The organism is Blautia argi (assembly GCF_003287895.1).
Taxonomy (GTDB): Bacteria; Bacillota; Clostridia; order Lachnospirales; family Lachnospiraceae; genus Blautia; species Blautia argi.
The window spans coordinates 2,362,501-2,377,194 of the sequence record NZ_CP030280.1; the positions used below are offsets into that span (position 1 = coordinate 2,362,501).

Here is a 14,694-nt window from a genome sequence, read left to right on the forward strand (position 1 = left end):
TTGCCCAAACATTCTGTCAAATATCTTTTTCATGTGTCATTCCCTCTTAAATATGTTCCATAGCTTCTTTAATATTCGATACTCCTATTAATTTTATTTTATATTTTCCCTGTATCCCCTCTACATTGGTTTTCGGCATAATGCAGGAAGTAAAGCCCAGCTTTTCTGCCTCCCGCACTCTGGTTTCCGCCATACTGACACCCCGGACTTCCCCAGAAAGTCCTACTTCTCCGAAAATCAGTGTTCCTTCATCTATGACCTGATTTTTGTAACTGGATACAAGAGATAACACAATTCCCAAATCAATGGCAGGCTCCCCCAGCTTCATACCGCCCGCCAGATTTACATAGGCATCACAGTCGCCCAGACGAATCCCAGCTCTTTTCTCCAGCACTGCCATGAGAAGATTCACACGATTGTAATCAATTCCCACAGAGGTTCTCCTTGGCAGTCCGAAATTTGTCCTGGTTACCAGCGCCTGAATTTCTATCAAAATAGGGCGGGTACCTTCCACTGAACAGACTACTGTTGTGCCGGACGCATCAGTAGGACGTCCGTTCAACAACGCCTGAGAAGGATTTTTCACCTCCTCCAGCCCCTTTTCCCGCATCTCAAAAACACCAATTTCATTGGTAGAGCCAAAACGGTTTTTAACCCCTCGCAAAATACGGTAAGCAAGCTGCCTATCCCCCTCAAAGTACAGAACCGTATCTACCATATGCTCCAGAACTCTGGGACCTGCTACACTTCCGTCCTTTGTCACATGTCCTACAATAAACACTGAAATTCCTAATCCTTTTGCAATCTGCATGAGAATTCCGGTGGATTCCCTCACCTGGGACACACTGCCCGGCGCAGAGGACACCTCTTCATTGTACATAGTCTGAATGGAATCAATCACCACCATTTCCGGCTTCAGCCGCTCAATGGTACTGCGAATTATTTCCAGATTGGTTTCACAAAGCAAATATAAATGCTCATTAAATTCTCCAATGCGTTTTGCCCGTAGCTTAATCTGGCGAAGAGATTCCTCCCCTGATATATACAACACCTTATGTCCCTGGATGGTGAGCTGTCTGCATACCTGTAAAAGCAGGGTGGATTTTCCGATTCCCGGATCTCCGCCGACCAGCACCATAGAGCCAGGTACGATTCCTCCGCCTAATACTCGATCCAGTTCTTCCATATTGGTTGAAACTCTGTCGGCTTCCCTGACCTGAATTTCGGCAAGCCTGACCGGCTCATTTTTTTTGCCTGTACGTCCCTCCGAACCGGAGATTCCTTTTGCCGGGGCTGCCTTTCCTCCTGCAGAAACCGTTTCCTCCACAAAGGAATTCCATTCCCTGCAGCCCGGACACTGTCCCAGCCATTTTGAAGACTCATATCCACAGTTCTGGCAGAAAAATACACTTTTTTTCGCTTTTGCCATAATACCTCCTGTTATTTAAAATTTCCTGTAAAGCAAAAGCAGAGCCGGGATATTCACTCCCGACCCTGCATCTTATTTTTTAAGACTGCTCTTATGAAGACCGACAGTTCAGACCTTTTCAATGCAAACGGAAACCTGCTCTGCCTGTTCCAACTCCACACTGAAGGATAACTTACCACCCAGGTTTGTCTTCATCTGACCTGCCTCTTCACCGTCAATGGTTACCTTGTACTCAGCATCTTCCTCAACCTCTACAGTAATCTGCGCGTCCTTCGGTCCTTCTACAATAAAGCTCATGCCATCTTCTCTGGTGTCCAGATTCAATACCGTTGTGCCGGGAACAGATTCATAGACAAACATTCCGTTTCTTTCCAGTTTTGTAATTTCATTATATGTTTTAACCTTGTACATATCTCCGTCATACTCAAAATCTGACAATTTTGATTTTTGTGCCAACTCGTAGTTCCCAAAGCTGATTTTGCCGTTTTCTTCTGTACGAATTAATTCTTTTACCACTGACATAGTTATGTCCTCCCGCTTCTGTCTTTTGTTTCTTTTTGTATATCAATGTTACCATAAAAGCACATTTTTTTCTAGTCATTTTGTACATTTACCATAAATTTTATAGTTTGTTTAGACAGTCCAATCACAACCTGATCTCCTGCCTTGATCTTCCCCTCCAGAATTTCCTCTGCCATAGGGTCTTCGATTTTATTCTGAATAGCTCTTTTTAAAGGTCTGGCTCCATATTTCGGGTCAAATCCCTCTTTTGCAATCAGCTCTTTCACGCTATCTCTGACTTTTACTTCTATCTTCATCTGCACCCTGCAACGTGTAACAAATTCCTTTAACAGCAGCCCTGTAATTTTCTTTACTTCTTCTTTGTTCAGCATATGGAAGACAATGATGTCATCAATACGGTTCAAAAATTCCGGTCTGAAGAGGCGTTTTACCTCTTCCATAACATTTTCCTTCATCTTTTTATAATCTGCCGCTTCACTGTCTGCTGCTCCGAATCCCAGCTTTTTCGGCTCTACAATGGACTGCGCTCCTGCATTGGAGGTCATAATGATAATGGTTTCTTTAAAGTCTACTCTTCTGCCCTGGGCATCTGTAATGTGTCCATCATCTAAAACCTGCAGAAGAATGTTAAAGACATCAGGGTGTGCCTTTTCAATCTCATCAAATAGCAGCACACTGTAGGGATTTCTCCGCACTTTCTCACTGAGCTGTCCGCCCTCTTCATAGCCTACATATCCCGGCGGAGAACCTATCAGCTTGGAAACACTATGTTTTTCCATATATTCTGACATATCCACGCGAATCATGGCGTCTTCTCTGCCAAACACCGCCTCTGCCAATGCTTTGGAAAGTTCCGTCTTTCCCACACCGGTAGGGCCTAAAAGAAGGAAGGAACCAATGGGACGCTTGGGATCTTTTAATCCCACTCTACCTCGTTTCACGGCTTTTGCCACTGCTGTGACTGCTTCCTCCTGTCCAATGACCCGCTTATGAAGAAGCTGTTCCAGTTTTGCCAGACGTTTGGACTCTCCTTCTGTGAGCTTCTCCACAGGAATTTTTGTCCACTCTGCCACTACCTGGGCAATCTGTGCTTCTGTAACCGCCAGCTTTTTGCGCCTACACTGCTTCTCAAAACGCACTCTTGCCTTTTCTATCTGCTCTTTTGTTTCCTGCTGCTGTGCCTGAAGCTCCTTTGCAAGAACAAAATCCTGTCTTTTTACAGCCTCTTCTTTTTCTTCATACAGACTTTTCAGACGCTTTTCTGCCTCCACAAGCCCTTCCGGTGTCTTATATCCTGCCAACTGTACCTTAGAGCATGCTTCGTCCAGCAAATCCAGCGCCTTGTCCGGCAAAAAGCGGTCATTGATATAGCGGACTCCCATGGCAACGGCTGCCTTTACAGCACTTTCCTCAATGGAAACTCCGTGGTGCTTTTCGTAATAAGGCACCAGACCCTTCAGGATTTTCTCTGCCTCCTCCTTTGTGGGTTCCTCTACCATCACTGGCTGAAAACGCCGCTCAAGGGCTGCGTCCTTCTCAATATGTCTGCGGTATTCCTCAATGGTGGTAGCGCCGATAAGCTGAATCTCTCCTCTTGAAAGAGCCGGTTTTAAAATATTGGAGGCGTCCAGAGCGCCCTCTGCACCCCCGGCGCCGATCAGAGTATGAAGCTCGTCGAGAAACAGGAGCATTCTTCTGTCCCCGGAAACCTCTGCAATTACTCTTTTGATTCGCTCCTCAAATTCTCCGCGATATTTGGAACCTGCCACCATAGCGGACAAATCCAGCACAATAATTCGTTTATCCGCCATACTCTCCGGCACCAGACCTCTCACAATCCGCTGTGCAAGCCCTTCTGTAATAGCGGTTTTTCCCACTCCAGGCTCTCCAATCAGACAGGGATTGTTCTTTGTCCTTCTGCTCAAAATCTGAATCATACGGTTGATTTCTTTCTCTCTGCCAACCACCGGATCTAAAAGTCCCTGCTCTGCCATCTCTGTCAAATCCCTGCCAAACTGTGCAAGCATAGGCGTTGCTGCTTTTGAAATGCCTTTTTGAAAATCTCCTGCCGCCTCTTCTTTTGTAAGCGTTCCCTCTTTTCCCATGGTCTTCAGAGCCTCTGCGTAAAGTCCCTGAATATTCACCCCCATGGTGTGTAGCAGCCTGGCTCCTACACAGTCATATTCCTTCAGCATGGCAAGGAGCAAATGCTCTGTTCCCACTTCCCGGCTCTCAAGTCGCTCTGCCTCTTCTTCTGCCAGCGACAGCACCTTTCTTGCCCTGGGGGTATAGCCCTGAGGTTCTTCTAAAAGCACGCCCTGAGAAGGCGCCACCAGTTTTTCAATCAGGTTCTGAAGCCGCTCTTTTGTAACGCCTGCTTCCTTTAACAGAATCCCTGCCGCTGTTTCTTCTCCTGCCAGAAGCCCTGCCAGAAGATGTTCGGTTCCGATATAATTATGATTACAGGACTTTGCCGTCTGTTCGGCAGTTTTTAATGCCCGCAATGCCCATTTTGAATATTGATTCTTCATGCAAATCTCCTGTTCTGTTTAATACTTTGTACTCGTCAAAAATTTCATCAATTAAGGCATGCACCTCTTCCCGCGTAATGTTCTTACAACAGCCCTTTGCCAGAAGCACCAACAGATTTTCCTTCATTTCTTCCAGAGCTCTGATTTTGTTTTCATCAATGCAAATAACTGCTCCTTTTCGACGGTCAATGGTTACAAATCCCTCCTGGCGCAACACAGAATACGCCTTATTCACCGTATGCATGTTGATTCCCACGGTATCTGCAAGTTGACGTACAGAAGGGAGCGCTTCTCCAATCTTCAACTGGTCTGTGGCAATTCCCATGATAATCTGGTTGCAAAGCTGTACATAAATTGCTTCATCACTGTTAAAATCAATTTCTATCAGCATATTCTCACCTGCTTCCTATTGTTATATTCAATATAGCATAATTAGCACTTTTGGTCAAACTGAAATTCTATTCTCTCTTCCTTTTTATTTTTATGTATCCATAATCCTCTTTTTTCCGGTTAAAATAATACAGGGATAAAAGCACAGTCATAAACTCTGCACTGGGCACAGCCAGCCATACACCGTTTACTCCCATAAGAAGGGGCAGCAAAAGAATATTCAGTACAATCATGACAAAAGTACGAACAAAGGATATAATTGCCGATATTTTTCCGTCTGAAAACGCAGTGAACATAGACGAGGCAAAAATATTAATACCAGCAAAAATATAATTAAAGGAAAACAGAAAAAAGCCTTTTTTGGCAATTTCATAGGTTTGTGTTCCTTTTGGCGTAAAGATTTCCACAATTGTTCCCCCTGATAGCAGGGCAAAAATAGTAATCAGAACAGAGGATATGCCAATAAACCATATACAGATTTTAAAAATCCGCTGCAAAAGCGCTGTATTTTTTCTTCCGTAATTAAAGCTGATAACTGGTGCAACCCCCATGGAAAAGCCCATGTACAGCGCATTAAACAGAAACTGTCCGTACAAAACAATGGTAATTGCCGCAACTCCGTTTTCTCCCAAAAGCCGCATCATAACAATGTTAAAAAGAAAGGTAACCACAGCGGTAGAGAGATTGGTTACCATTTCCGAAGAGCCGTTAAAGCAGCTTTCCCTTAAAACCATAAAATCCAGCCGCGGCCTCACAAGGTACAAAGATTCCTTTACAAAAAGAAAATACAAAAATCCTACCACCGCCGGAAGAAGCTGTCCGATGCCGGTTGCCAGCGCCGCACCTGCAATCCCCATTTGCAGAGGCCCCATAAAAATATAGTCCAGAACCATATTCAAAAGTCCGCCCCCAATGGTCAGCGCAAGGCCTATGGTCGGTCTTCCTGCTGTAACAAAAAAAGTCTGAAACAAAAGCTGCAGCACACAGGCAGGCGCCAGATACAAAAGGATTCGCAAATATTCCTCACAATAAGGCATAAGCACCATCAGTAGCGCCCAACATACGAACCAACTGAGGGAGGAACGCATTTCCCAGCACAAAGAAAGCCACACCTGCCAAAATGCCTGTCAAAACAAGAAAAGAAAAATCCCGGCGCGCTTCCTCAGACTTATTCTCTCCCATTTTTCGGGCAATCACCGCGCTGCCTCCGGTTGCCAGCATAACGCCTACTGCCACTAAAAGACTGATAACCGGATACACAATATTTACGGCAGAAAGCGCCTGTGTATTTACCAGCCTGGACACAAAAATCCCGTCCACAATGGTGTACAGGGACATAAAAACCATCATAACCATGGTTGGAAAGGCAAATTTCAACAACGAAAAAAGCCTGAAATCTTTTGAAATTGCATTTGACATACTTGTAAAAAACCTCTCTTTTTTATTCTGTTAATTGTTCTCAATTGCTGCGGAATTTATGAGGAAATGGTAAACTGCCCAGGAACGGACGGAAAGGAAAAAGAACGGGAATAAAAAGGATACATCTTCCAAGCGGCTGAGCTGCCAGCTCTTTTTCTGCCGCACAAAACAGTCCTCCTGAGCATTTTGTGCGGCAGCATTACCTGAACAAGCCTATTGCAATGCAGTTTTATGCTTCGTCAATGGCTTTTCCGATGTCATTTCTCTTATATTTATTAGCAAACTGAATCCATTCGGTTGCTTTATAAGCATTGGCTCTTGCCTCTTTTAAGTCTGCACCCTTTGCTGTAACACCCAGCACACGTCCGCCATTTGTCACAATTTTGCCGTCTTTTAAAGCAGTTCCTGCGTGGAAAACATAATAGCCTTCTTTATCCTTAAAGCTGTCCAGTCCTTCAATCGGAAATCCCTTTTCATAGGATACCGGATATCCGTCAGACGCCAGTACCACACACACAGCTGCATTGTCCTCAAACTGCAGATCTACCTCATCTAATCTGCCGTCCACACAGGCTTCAAAAACTTCCACAATATCGTTTTTCAGTCTTGGAATCACCACCTGCGCCTCCGGATCTCCAAAGCGGGCATTGTATTCCAGCACCTTGGGTCCGTTTTCTGTGAGCATTAAACCAAAGAAAATAATCCCTTTAAATTCTCTGCCCTCTGCTGCCATAGCATCTACGGTTGCCTGATAAATGTATTTTTCGCAGAAATCATCCACCTCTTTTGTATAGAAGGGACTTGGAGAAAAGGTCCCCATACCTCCGGTATTTAAGCCCTCATCGCCGTCTTTTGCACGTTTATGGTCCTGAGCTGACGTCATGGTCTTAATGGTCTTTCCGTCTACAAAGGAAAGCACAGAAACCTCACGTCCTGTCATAAATTCTTCTACTACCAGAGTATTGCCTGCTGAACCGAATTTTTTATCCAGCATAATTTCCTTTACGCCTTCTTCTGCTTCCTCCAGAGTATTACAGATTAAAACACCTTTTCCCAGAGCCAGACCGTCTGCTTTTAATACAATGGGGAAATCTGCCTTTTCTCTGAGATATGTCAGCGCTTCGTCTGCGTTTTCAAAGTTTTCATAGCCTGCTGTAGGAATGTTATATTTTTTCATTAAATCCTTGGAAAAAGCCTTGGATCCTTCCAGAATCGCAGCATTTTTTCTGGGTCCGAACACGCGAAGTCCCTCTTTTTCAAAGACATCAACCACGCCTCCCACCAGAGGGTCATCCATGCCTACAACCGTCAGGTCGATTTCCTTTTCCTTTGCAAAAGCTGCCAGCTTATCAAATTCCATAGCGCCAATATTTACACACTCTGCCACTTCTGCAATTCCTGCATTTCCCGGTGCACAGTAAATCTTGTCCACCTTTGGACTTTTTGCCACCTTCCACGCAATGGCATGTTCTCTTCCGCCGCTTCCGATAATCAATACTTTCATAAATTTTCTGCCCCTTTCGCTTTTTAATACGTTCTATGCTTCACGGATTTTTACAATTCCGTCTATGACTTCTACCCTGTTGTTGGCAATCAAATCAATGGCCTCTGGCATAATCTGCCATTCTGCCTCTTCCATCACTCTCCTTTGCAGAAGCTCCGGTGTGTCGCCCTGCTGCACCGCTACCGCCTTCTGCAGAATAATGGGGCCAGTATCTGTTCCCTCATCCACAAAATGTACGGTGGCTCCCGTTACTTTAACCCCTCTTTGCAGCACACCTTCGTGTACCTTTAAACCATAATACCCGGTTCCGCAAAAAGCCGGTATCAGGGAAGGGTGAATATTGATGATCCTGTTTGGATACGCCTTTACCATAATCTCCGGAATTACCACCAGGCAACCTGCCAGCACCACCAAATCCACCTCATAGGACTGAATGGCTGCAAGCAACGCCTCGTTAAAAAGCGCTCTGGTTTCATAATTTTTCGGGGATACACACTGCGCCGGAATTCCGTGCTTTTTTGCGCGCTCCAGAGCATACGCATTTTCATTGTTGCTGATTACCACAGACACCTGGGCATTGGTAATCCTGCCGCTGTCCATGGCATCTAAAATTGCCTGAAGGTTGGTTCCGCCTCCGGATACCAAAACTGCCATTTTCATCATATTTTTCAGCCTCTCTATTCGACAGGAAAAGGGCTGCCTCCGGCAACCCTGACTTCCTTTTTCTATGATACTAAACTAATTTTACGCCTTTTTCCCCTGCTTCAATTTTACCTACCACATAAGGAATATCTCCGGCAGCTTTCATTGCTTCCATAGTTTTATCCACATCTTTAGCGTCTACTGCCACAATCATACCAAGCCCCATGTTAAAGGTATTGTACATCATGGTTTCTTCGATTTCGCCTTTTTTTGCCATTAAAGTAAAGATTGGAGGAATCGGATAGCTGTCCTTTTCAATCACTGCACAAACGCCGTCTTTTAACATTCTCGGCACGTTTTCATAGAAACCGCCGCCTGTAATATGACTGCAGGCTTTTACCGTAACTCCTGCTTCCTTTACATTTTTTAAAGCCTTTACATAGATTCTGGTTGGAGCTAAGAGCGCTTCTCCCAGAGTTTTTCCCAGCTCGTCATAATAAGTGTCCAGAGATTCTTTTGTCATCTCAAAAACCTTACGAACCAGAGAAAATCCATTGCTGTGTACGCCGGAAGATGCCATACCAATCAGCACATCTCCCTCATTTAAGTTCTCGCCGTTAATTAAGTCCTTACGTTCCACCACACCAACTGCAAAACCTGCCAAATCATATTCTTCCTCCGGCATAAGTCCCGGATGTTCTGCTGTTTCGCCTCCGATTAACGCCGCATCAGACTGCAGACAGCCTTCTGCCACACCTTTTACGATTTCTGCGATTTTTTCAGGATAATTCTTACCGCATGCAATGTAGTCCAGGAAAAATAAAGGTTCTCCGCCTGCACAGGCAATGTCGTTGACGCACATTGCCACCGCATCAATCCCAATGGTGTCATGTTTGTCCATAAGATATGCCAGCTTTACCTTTGTGCCGCAACCGTCTGTACCGGACAAAAGAACCGGGTCTTCCATTTCTTTGATTTTTTTCAGAGAAAAAGCACCGGAAAATCCGCCCAGGCCCCCAAGCACTTCCTCGCGCATGGTTTTCTTTACATGTTCTTTCATTAATTCCACTGATTTGTAACCAGCTTCAATATCTACGCCAGCTTTCTTGTAATCCATTTTTATCCTCCTCGCCGTTTTTCGGTGCTTATTTATAGTTTTTATATCCTACTTCCTGCAGTTTTACATCTTTTGCCACAACCTGGTCTTTTAACTCTTCCTTGTAGTCTTTTAATTTCTGAAGCAACTCTGCATCAGAAGTAGCTAAAATCTTGGCTGCCAGAATTGCCGCATTGGCTCCTCCGTTAATCGCTACCGTTGCAACCGGAATACCGGAAGGCATCTGTACAATAGAGTACAGGGAATCTCTTCCTCCCAGTGATGTGGTGTGCATCGGAATACCGATAACCGGCATTGGGAAAATGGCTGCACACATACCTGGAAGATGCGCTGCCATACCTGCACCTGCAATGATAACCTTAAATCCTTTTTCTTCTGCGGATTTCGCATATTCAAAGAATACATCGGGTTCTCTGTGTGCTGAGATAATCGTCATCTCGTATTCAATCCCGAATTTTTCCAGCATGTCTGCTGCTTTGCTCATAACAGGCATATCAGAGTCACTGCCCATAACAATTCCAACTTTTGCCATGATTATTCTCCTTTATATTTAAAAATTTCCGCGGATTTTTCACCGCTTATACTTCCACACAGCACAATTTTACATATTGTGACAGGTCTTGTCAAGCAGGAAACGGCTCATTTAATGCTTCTGTTTTCGGAAGCACGAATCTGCCGCCCTCAATAATGGAAACCCAGTCCCCGTCTGGGGTCTGCACCCTTATGTTATCCAGCTCATCATAAGGTATAGTAATATCTGTGTGGCAGCCGAGATAAGCTTTGCTTATATCTTCTTTTCTGAGAATGGAAACCTCATTATCCCTTGCAATAATCTCTTTTCCGTCCGGATTATACACTGCCGTATCTTCGCACCAGCTATAGCAGGTGTCCCCTACGGCAAAGTGAGGTCCCATCTTTTCTGCAATGAGAATGGGCAGAAGATGTCCTATCTGATATTTCTGTGCCATGACATAAGCCGTGGTGTTGGTTCCGATGGCAAATTCCCCAAGAGGAAGAGTATCGTGATGATACAGGAGATTTTCTTTGATAAAATTCCTGTTTTCTTCCTCGGAATCAAAATTACCGCAGCTGTAGCCGGAAATCTTTCCGTCTGTAAACTCTATTTTTAAATCCCTATATTCCAGTCCGTTTAAGAACACTCTGGAAACTGCCAGAGTTCCATTGGTTCCCTTTAAGACAGGAGAAGTAAATACCTCACCTACCGGAATGTTTACATCTGCCACACAGTTTTCAAAATTTGTCTGCTTTTCCGGATTTTCCAGATGATGCAGCTTCACTGTCAAATCTGTGGCATTTCCCTCCTTTCCCTGAATATGAACCGTTTCCCCCTTGTCCAGCGCATCAATGATATTCTGCTGAATCTCACGGTAGAGGTGGTTGTCCAGGGTATTGATTTTCACAGTTTCCTTGAATATCTCTTCAAACTGTTCCCCAATTTCCATAACCGGATAGGCAATAATGGTAAAACTGCGCTCTTCACCTTTGATATATCGATTCACAATCTGACCGGCTTCATTGTCATAGGTAACCTGCAGCTTCTGCTGATGAGAAGAAAGTGTGCAGGCCTCTTTTTTCTTTTCCGGCGCAAAAGGAATCTCCCCAAAGGTTTCCATACACGCCGGGCCTCCATGAACAGCTGCCAAAGTCTTTACCTGCTCATAAGCCACCTGCAGCACCCGGAGTTTTCTCTGGATAAACTCATGATCCAGATACAGGGCAGCGTCATCTTTGTGGTCATATTCAAACTGTGGATTTGGAATTGCCCCATAATAGCCGATTCTGTGATGCTGCTTTTTGTTTACTGTATGCACTGCACTTCTGTAAATCACAGGTTTCAAATCCATGTCCTCGAACTGTCCAATGGCAGCTTTTACCATACGCTCAAAGCCCAGTTGGAAACGGATATTCACGGTCTTTTTCTTTGTAATATCCTTTCCTGTCAGGGCAAATCCTGTACGGTAGCCCTCTGTAAAGGTCCGTGCCATTGCCTGGATTTCTTCTTCTGAAAGTGTATTCAAAAATTTTGCCATACCGATTTCGTTCTCTGTGACATATTCTCCAAAGCGATATAAATAACGCACATCAGACAAATCACTTTTTTTCAGAATCTGTACAGCAAAGTCAAGAGAGGGATCCACGCCCTCCTGCACTCTTCGCCCTACCATCTCATCACTGTAATCACTCACATACCAGTACACAGCTTCTTTGACGTCTTTTGCAGAAATTTCTTCCTCCTCAAAAAGGTTATATACCTGCACAAAAAGCTCCATAACCACTGTCATATCAAAAAGACGGTTCTCATATGCAAAAACAATCAAACCTCTGACTTCTGTATACAAAAAACTTAAAAGCGCTCCAAACTCTGCTCCCAGGGTCTGCACTGCCCATGCCGGATTTCCGTAAGAACAGGCATAATGAGAAGGCAGAATATCTCCATACAGTTTCTGGTTGTTTTCTTCCAGATCCTCTAACTCTGCAGTTTCCAGCCAGCCCTGCTGCAGCTTTTCATGAAGCTCCATCACTTGTCCGATAAACAGGGCTGTACTTTTAAAATAAGCCCTGTAGGGTTCTTTTACTACTTCCTCCTGACAGATTTCTGAAATTCTTTCTTTCATAAGAGAAAAGCGTTCCATTATCCATGCATCACTCATTTTTCAAATTTCCTTTCTCCACATTTTTATCTAAAATTTCTTCAATATAGGTTTTCATAGTCTGTGAACTTTCTCCCACACGGCTATTTCGTTTTTCCACCTGAGAGCGCTTAATCCCTCTTTCTCTCCAGGATTTCCCATCTGTGGCATGATTCAGCATCAAAGGCTGTACATTGTCGCACACATGGGCAAATTTTGCTTCCGGTGTTTCGTATGCGTCAAACTCTTCCCAGAGTGCGCGGAAATTCTCCCCCTGGTCTTTTGGAAGCATGCCGAAAATCCGGTCTGCCGCTTTTTCTTCCCTTGCCCTCTGTGTCTGCTTCCCTGCCTCATCATAGGCATAGGTATCTCCTGCGTCAATTTCTACCAGATCGTGAATCAGTACCATGGTAATAACCTTTAATAAATCTACCTCTTCATCTGCATGTTCTGCTAAAAGCACTGCCATTAAGGCCAGATGCCAGGAATGCTCTGCATCATTCTCCTTCCGCACACTGTCCGATAAATAGGTCTGGCGGTTAATAAATTTCAGTTTATCCATTTCCAGTAAAAATTCCATTTGTTTTTTCAACCGTTCTTCCATCTGCGTTTCCTCCCCTTTTGTGTTTTATGCCAGTCCTGCCAAAAACAGCCCCAGCCAGATCACCATCAGCACACCATTCCCCGCTGAGCCGATCTTGCAGAAAAGCTGATCCCTGTTTTTCTCAGAAAAGCTTTTCAGTCCCAGAATAAATCCGTATATAGAAAGCCCCATAGCAATGAGCCCCAAAGCTCCCAGATACATTCCGCCTTTCCCGTGAAAAATAAGGGAGGCAACTGCTGCAATGCAAAAAAATCCCAAAGAGATTCCTGCAAACACCGAGGAAATCACTCCTTTTGGGGAATGCTTTTTCTTTGCAAAATCATATTTGTATCGTTTTCCTGCCATTATTTTGCTCTCCTTTTCCAATTTCTATATATCAAATGGCTGACTGCAAACAGGAGATATCCCAATGCAGCCCCCAGAGTATTCATCACTAAATCATCTACATCAAAGCACCCCAGCTTTGTGACAAGCTGAACGGTTTCCACACAAAGGCTCAGGGTAAATCCAGAGAAAGTAATAAAGAAAAAACCTCTTGCATCACGGCTGACAACAGGAAGAATCAAACCAAAGGGAATAAATCCCACCACATTTCCCAGAAGATTTGCTGCTACAGCCAAAGCTCCCAGTTGTTTTCGATAGGTCCAGAATCTCTTAATTTCCTGAAACAGCACAAGATTATAGTGATACTCTCTTTCTGCAAAATCCAGTTGTCCAAATCGCTCTGCAAAAAAGAGAAAGTAAATCAGTGCAAGAATATATATGACAAACAAAACCGCACCTGCGGTTTTAATTCTCTTCTTTATCCTTTTATTCAATTTTTCAACCTCAATCCTAATCTGTAAATAAAGAAAAAAGGGCTGCCGCAGCAGCCGGGAAACACAAAAGTCCTCCGGACTGCTGTTCCCGCGACAATCCCCCTTTCTCACTCATGAAAATTTAAAATGTAATTTCTGATTTTCTTTTCAATAATCTGGCACCGGTTACCAACATTAAAATACCTGCAGTTGCCCCTGTCACCAGCACAACAATCCCGGTTGCAATAGAACCTGCTGCACAGCGGGACATAGTTTTATAAATTTTTTCGTTCATCAGAAACCCTTCCTTCTCAAATTTTATTTCACACCGTACTGTTCATAATATGCATCAATGGCTTCTTTAATTTCGTCATTAATGACAATTTTGCCATTACACTCTTTGTTGTGCAAATGCTCTACCACCTCTTCCATGGTAACAATGGCATTGGTTTCAAATCCATAAGTGTCCTTTACTTCCTCCAGAGCGCTCTTTACGCCGCCTTTTCCTACTTCCATACGGTTTAAGGAAACCATAAGACCTACGATTTCCACATTGGCTGCACCTCTTACCTTTGGTACAGTTTCTTCCATGGATTTTCCGGAAGTTGTAACATCTTCAATCATCACAACTCTGTCCCCATCCTGCAGCTTGCTTCCAAGGAAACTTCCCTTGTCTGCACCATGGTCTTTTTCCTCCTTACGGTCGGAACAGTAACGCACTTCTTTCCCGTACAATTCACTGTAGGCAATGGCTGTTACCACGCTGATAGGGATTCCCTTATAAGCCGGACCAAACAGTACGTCAAAATCATCACCATATTTATCATGAATGGCCTTTGCATAATATTCTCCCAGCTTCTTCAACTGAGAACCTGTGACATAAGCCCCTGCATTCATGAAAAAGGGGGATTTTCTTCCGCTTTTTAAGGTAAATTCTCCAAATTTTAAAACATTACTCTCTACCATAAAGTCAATAAACTCTGCTTTATATGCTTCCATTTTCTGAAACCTCCATTTAACGGGCTTTTCTGCCCTTACTCTGTAATTGAAAGGATTCTTAAATCCTTTTCAATTTTAACATAGGAAAG

At 44.0% G+C, this 14,694-nt stretch carries 14 protein-coding genes and 2 pseudogenes (1 of these 16 only partly in view); all 16 read right to left on the reverse strand.

The annotated features are described in order from the left end of the window. Window positions 1-33 carry the start of an MFS transporter gene (locus tag DQQ01_RS11485; RefSeq protein ID WP_242980355.1) on the reverse strand. 1,206 nt of this gene lie to the left of the window's left edge, so 33 of the gene's 1,239 nt are visible here — the first part of the coding sequence; it begins with the start codon at window positions 31-33; the stop codon falls past the left edge of the window. Window positions 34-46: 13 nt separating this feature from the next. Then, a complete protein-coding gene (radA, locus tag DQQ01_RS11490) occupies window positions 47-1,429 on the reverse strand; it encodes a DNA repair protein RadA (protein WP_111920156.1) in 1,383 nt (460 codons plus the stop codon). Between the two features lie 108 nt (window positions 1,430-1,537). Next, window positions 1,538-1,951 carry an endosialidase gene (locus DQQ01_RS11495; protein ID WP_111920157.1) on the reverse strand — a complete coding sequence of 138 codons (414 nt, stop codon included), beginning with the start codon at window positions 1,949-1,951 and terminating at the stop codon, window positions 1,538-1,540. A gap of 71 nt (window positions 1,952-2,022) precedes the next feature. After that, window positions 2,023-4,482, reverse strand: a complete 2,460-nt coding sequence (locus DQQ01_RS11500) for an ATP-dependent Clp protease ATP-binding subunit (RefSeq protein ID WP_111920158.1) — start codon at window positions 4,480-4,482, stop codon at window positions 2,023-2,025. A gap of 25 nt (window positions 4,483-4,507) precedes the next feature. Continuing rightward, a pseudogene (locus DQQ01_RS11505) lies at window positions 4,508-4,873 on the reverse strand (GntR family transcriptional regulator); the annotation flags it as partial. A 67-nt stretch (window positions 4,874-4,940) separates the two neighbouring features. Next, window positions 4,941-6,291, reverse strand: a pseudogene (locus DQQ01_RS11510) (MATE family efflux transporter). A gap of 229 nt (window positions 6,292-6,520) precedes the next feature. Continuing rightward, window positions 6,521-7,795 (reverse strand): phosphoribosylamine--glycine ligase, encoded by a 1,275-nt coding sequence (gene purD, locus DQQ01_RS11515; protein ID WP_111920160.1) that lies wholly within the window; start codon window positions 7,793-7,795, stop codon window positions 6,521-6,523. A 33-nt stretch (window positions 7,796-7,828) separates the two neighbouring features. After that, entirely contained in the window at window positions 7,829-8,458 is a 630-nt protein-coding gene (purN, locus tag DQQ01_RS11520) for a phosphoribosylglycinamide formyltransferase (RefSeq protein ID WP_199797956.1), read from the reverse strand. 70 nt (window positions 8,459-8,528) lie between these two features. Then, a complete protein-coding gene (gene purM / locus DQQ01_RS11525; protein WP_111920161.1) occupies window positions 8,529-9,554 on the reverse strand; it encodes a phosphoribosylformylglycinamidine cyclo-ligase in 1,026 nt (341 codons plus the stop codon). 28 nt (window positions 9,555-9,582) lie between these two features. After that, entirely contained in the window at window positions 9,583-10,086 is a 504-nt protein-coding gene (gene purE / locus DQQ01_RS11530; protein WP_111920162.1) for a 5-(carboxyamino)imidazole ribonucleotide mutase, read from the reverse strand. A gap of 91 nt (window positions 10,087-10,177) precedes the next feature. Beyond that, a complete protein-coding gene (locus tag DQQ01_RS11535) occupies window positions 10,178-12,226 on the reverse strand; it encodes an aminopeptidase (RefSeq protein WP_111920163.1) in 2,049 nt (682 codons plus the stop codon). After that, a complete protein-coding gene (locus DQQ01_RS11540) occupies window positions 12,219-12,809 on the reverse strand; it encodes an HD domain-containing protein (protein ID WP_111920164.1) in 591 nt (196 codons plus the stop codon). The genes DQQ01_RS11535 and DQQ01_RS11540 overlap by 8 nt, the downstream gene beginning before the upstream one ends. A gap of 24 nt (window positions 12,810-12,833) precedes the next feature. Then, entirely contained in the window at window positions 12,834-13,154 is a 321-nt protein-coding gene (locus DQQ01_RS11545) for a DUF6142 family protein (protein WP_111920165.1), read from the reverse strand. Next, window positions 13,154-13,627 (reverse strand): VanZ family protein, encoded by a 474-nt coding sequence (locus DQQ01_RS11550; protein ID WP_111920920.1) that lies wholly within the window; start codon window positions 13,625-13,627, stop codon window positions 13,154-13,156. The genes DQQ01_RS11545 and DQQ01_RS11550 overlap by 1 nt, the downstream gene beginning before the upstream one ends. Window positions 13,628-13,748: 121 nt before the next feature. After that, a complete protein-coding gene (locus tag DQQ01_RS16100) occupies window positions 13,749-13,901 on the reverse strand; it encodes a hypothetical protein (RefSeq protein ID WP_199797957.1) in 153 nt (50 codons plus the stop codon). A gap of 23 nt (window positions 13,902-13,924) precedes the next feature. Next, window positions 13,925-14,605 (reverse strand): orotate phosphoribosyltransferase, encoded by a 681-nt coding sequence (gene pyrE / locus DQQ01_RS11555; RefSeq protein WP_111920166.1) that lies wholly within the window; start codon window positions 14,603-14,605, stop codon window positions 13,925-13,927. Between the last annotated feature and the right edge of the window lie 89 nt (window positions 14,606-14,694).

What these genes read in the sequence shown, in the direction of transcription:
- radA (WP_111920156.1), bottom strand. Translation starts at nt 1,429, where the DNA reads ATGGCAAAAGCGAAAAAAAGTGTATTTTTCTGCCAGAACTGTGGATAT.
- DQQ01_RS11495 (WP_111920157.1), bottom strand. Translation starts at nt 1,951, where the DNA reads ATGTCAGTGGTAAAAGAATTAATTCGTACAGAAGAAAACGGCAAAATC.
- DQQ01_RS11500 (WP_111920158.1), bottom strand. Translation starts at nt 4,482, where the DNA reads ATGAAGAATCAATATTCAAAATGGGCATTGCGGGCATTAAAAACTGCC.
- purD (WP_111920160.1), bottom strand. Translation starts at nt 7,795, where the DNA reads ATGAAAGTATTGATTATCGGAAGCGGCGGAAGAGAACATGCCATTGCG.
- purN (WP_199797956.1), bottom strand. Translation starts at nt 8,458, where the DNA reads ATGATGAAAATGGCAGTTTTGGTATCCGGAGGCGGAACCAACCTTCAG.
- purM (WP_111920161.1), bottom strand. Translation starts at nt 9,554, where the DNA reads ATGGATTACAAGAAAGCTGGCGTAGATATTGAAGCTGGTTACAAATCA.
- purE (WP_111920162.1), bottom strand. Translation starts at nt 10,086, where the DNA reads ATGGCAAAAGTTGGAATTGTTATGGGCAGTGACTCTGATATGCCTGTT.
- DQQ01_RS11535 (WP_111920163.1), bottom strand. Translation starts at nt 12,226, where the DNA reads ATGAGTGATGCATGGATAATGGAACGCTTTTCTCTTATGAAAGAAAGA.
- DQQ01_RS11540 (WP_111920164.1), bottom strand. Translation starts at nt 12,809, where the DNA reads ATGGAAGAACGGTTGAAAAAACAAATGGAATTTTTACTGGAAATGGAT.
- DQQ01_RS11545 (WP_111920165.1), bottom strand. Translation starts at nt 13,154, where the DNA reads ATGGCAGGAAAACGATACAAATATGATTTTGCAAAGAAAAAGCATTCC.
- DQQ01_RS16100 (WP_199797957.1), bottom strand. Translation starts at nt 13,901, where the DNA reads ATGAACGAAAAAATTTATAAAACTATGTCCCGCTGTGCAGCAGGTTCT.
- pyrE (WP_111920166.1), bottom strand. Translation starts at nt 14,605, where the DNA reads ATGGAAGCATATAAAGCAGAGTTTATTGACTTTATGGTAGAGAGTAAT.